This window comes from Thermomonas sp., assembly GCF_025993755.1.
In the GTDB taxonomy this organism is placed as follows: Bacteria; Pseudomonadota; Gammaproteobacteria; order Xanthomonadales; family Xanthomonadaceae; genus Thermomonas.
This window is the reverse complement of record NZ_JAMQHN010000059.1, coordinates 1-2,903: the sequence shown is the minus strand read 5'-3', so window position 1 is coordinate 2,903 and position 2,903 is coordinate 1. Positions and strand designations below refer to the sequence as shown.

Annotated in this window: 4 protein-coding genes and 1 tRNA gene; 3 read left to right on the top strand and 2 right to left on the bottom strand. The window is 68.0% G+C overall.

The features are described from left to right. On the bottom strand, window positions 1-1,388 hold a 1,388-nt coding region (locus tag Q0X16_RS04360), incomplete at its 3' end, for an aldehyde dehydrogenase family protein (protein ID WP_297831034.1). Between the two features lie 83 nt (window positions 1,389-1,471). Then, a tRNA-Arg gene (locus Q0X16_RS04355) sits at window positions 1,472-1,548 on the bottom strand. A 164-nt stretch (window positions 1,549-1,712) separates the two neighbouring features. On the opposite strand from Q0X16_RS04355, the gene Q0X16_RS04350 reads away from it, so the two are divergent. The 3 genes from Q0X16_RS04350 to Q0X16_RS04340 form a co-directional block, all read left to right on the top strand. Then, the gene (locus tag Q0X16_RS04350; protein WP_297831031.1) at window positions 1,713-1,979 is read left to right on the top strand and encodes a DUF2249 domain-containing protein; all 267 of its coding nucleotides are present in this window, start codon (window positions 1,713-1,715) and stop codon (window positions 1,977-1,979) included. 4 nt (window positions 1,980-1,983) lie between these two features. Then, a complete protein-coding gene (locus Q0X16_RS04345) occupies window positions 1,984-2,595 on the top strand; it encodes an FmdE family protein (RefSeq protein WP_297831028.1) in 612 nt (203 codons plus the stop codon). Between the two features lie 18 nt (window positions 2,596-2,613). After that, on the top strand, window positions 2,614-2,903 hold a 290-nt coding region (locus Q0X16_RS04340), incomplete at its 3' end, for a hypothetical protein (RefSeq protein ID WP_297831026.1).

Genomic DNA, 2,903 nt, shown 5'->3' with positions numbered 1-2,903 from the left:
CCGATCTCGGCGCCGCTGGTGCCGATGTTGACGTTGGCGATGCCGCAGTCCGAGCCCGAGGCGGACAGGAAGGCCTCGGAATTCTTCAGGTCGGTGGTGAAGATCGCCGAGGACAGTCCCTGCGGCACCGCGTTCTGCATGGCGATGGCTTCCTGGATGTCGCGGAACTTCATCACGTACAGGATCGGCGCGAAGGTTTCGTGCTGGACGATGTCGGCATCGTTGGTCAGCCCGGAGATGATGGTCGGCAGAACGAAGTTGCCGGGCCGGTCGATCGCGCTGCCGCCGGATTCGACCGTGCCGCCGGCGGCCCTGGCCTTGGCAATGGCGTCGAGGAAGGCGTCCACCGCGTCCTTGCTGTTGAGCGGGCCCATCAGGTTGTGAGGGTCGGTAGGATCGCCGATCTTGCCCTCGACCTGCTTGTAGGCGGCCTTGAGCTTGGCCAGCACGTCGTCGTAGCGGCTTTCATGCACGATCAGGCGGCGAGTGGTGGTGCAGCGCTGGCCGGCGGTGCCGACCGCGCCGAACACGATGGCGGGGATCGCCAGCGCGAGGTCGGCGGTCTCGTCGACGATGATCGCGTTGTTTCCGCCCAGTTCCAGCAGGCTGCGGCCCATGCGGCGGGCAACGCGCTCGCCGATGGCGCGGCCGACCTTGGTGCTGCCGGTGAAGCTGATCAGCGCGATGCGCGGATCGTCGACGAATTCCTGCGCCAGTTCGACGCCGCCGTCGTTGAACAGGAAGAAGATGTCCGGGAAGCCGCCCTTGCGCAGCGCCTCGTTGCAGATCCGGGTGGCGGCAATGGCCGACAGCGGCACCTTGGGCGAGGGCTTCCAGATCGTGATGTCGCCGCAAATGGCGGCGATGAAGCTGTTCCAGGCCCATACCGCGACCGGGAAGTTGAAGGCCGAGATCACTCCGACGATGCCCAGCGGATGCCATTGTTCGTACATGCGGTGGCCGGGGCGCTCGCTGTGCATGGTCAGGCCGTAGAGCTGGCGCGACAGGCCGACCGCGAAGTCGCCGATGTCGATCATTTCCTGCACCTCGCCGTCGCCCTCGGGCTTGGACTTGCCCATCTCCAGCGCGACCAGCGAGCCCAGTGCGTCCTTGTGCGTACGCAGGGCGTCGGCGCACAGGCGGATGGCCTCGCCACGGCGTGGCGCCGGGGTGGTGCGCCAGACCTTGAATGCGGCTTGCGCACGTTCGACGATGGCATCGTAGTCGGCCTTGCTGGAAGCGTGCACTCGGGCCAGCACCTCGCCGGTGGTGGGATTGATCGGCTCCAGCACGCCTGCATCCGCGGTATTCGACCATTCCCCGTTGCCGAGGTAAGTGCCGGACTGCTCGGTGGTCAGGCCGAGCTGGCTGAGGATGGGGTGGGTCATGGCGTGCTCCAGGAAACTTGGGGGAATTGGGCCGTTGCGAAGGCGGACGGTGCCCGCGACACCGAATGCGCAACGCGCGCGGTTGGCGACCCCGGCCCGATTCGAACGGGCGACCTTCCCCTTAGGAGGGGGACGCTCTATCCAGCTGAGCTACGGGGCCTGAACCTCTTATTATCGCAGTAGCACTGTAAAGCGACCACCCCGCCTGGATTTCAGGCGGCTGGGGGCGCGGCCTTTCACGAGTTGTCCTGCCGTGACCCATGTCAATGCGGTCCGCCGCGCGCGGCGTAGCATGCGCGGCGCACTGCACACTGGAGTCAAGGCATGTCTTACCAGCTCGATCCCGAACCCAACGTCCATGTTTTCGACGCCCGCGGCATCGCCCGCCGGTTCCGCCACTCGGCGATCTTCGGCGCGCTCGGCGCGCTGCGCAATGGCGAAACCATGCGCTTCGTCAACGACCACGACCCGATTCCGCTGCTGCACCAGCTCAACGAGCGCTTCGGCGAGAACCTGACGGTCGAATACCGCCAGCGCGGCCAGGATGGCGTGGTGATCGACTTCGGCATCACCGGTCTTCCGGAAGAGTGAGCCAATGAGCTTTCCGGCGTTTTTCGACCAGGCCCCCAAGATCCAGGTCCACGATCCGCTGTCCGAATTTCTGGGCGCGGCGGAAGGCGGACGGATCGAGTATGGCTATGCCGACGCGGTGCGGCTGGCCGGGCATTCCTGCCCGACGGTCGCCGGCGCATGGCTGATGGCGCGCGCGGGCCTGAAGGCGCTGTTCCCCGACCGGCCGGCCGAGCGCGGCGGGGTGGCGGTGACGATGAGCGGGCACGAAGGCGAGGGCACCACCGGCGTCATCGCGCAGGTGTTCACCCTGGTCACCGGTGCGGCGGCCGACAACGGCTTTCACGGCATCGGCGGCCACTTCGTGCGCAGCGGCCTGCTGGGCTACGGCAGCGGCGCCGAGGGCGTCGCCGAGTTCCAGCGCACCGATGACGGCGCGCAGGTGCGCCTGGCGCTGGATTTTTCCAGCGTGCCGCCGGCCCCGCAGATGCGGATGCTGATGGGCCAGGCGATGGCCCCGGACGCCAGCGCCGAGGTGCGCAAGGCCTTCGGCGAGGTCTGGCAGGATCGGGTGCGCCGGCTGCTGCTGGAGCACGCGGACGATCCAGGCGTCATCCTGGTTGCCCGCGTGAGCTGACCGTCGCGGGCGCCGCGGATGGCCTCGGCGCAGCAGAAACTGCGTTCCAGTTGCAGACGTCGTCGATCGCGACTTGCGGGCATTCCCGGCCCCGGCGATGGGCGGCACCACGAGGCTGACTGCATGAAATCTGTCGTTTCCGGCGCGCTGCTTGCGCTTCTGCTGCCTGCCGTGATGGTCGGTTGCGATCGCGGAGGCGCTGCGGCGTCGATGCCGTCGTCATCGGCTGCCACCGCGGCTCCCGCATCCGTCGCGCCGGCCGCGGCGTCCGCTGCCGGAACGTCGGCGCGCGCGGACGCCTCTGCCTG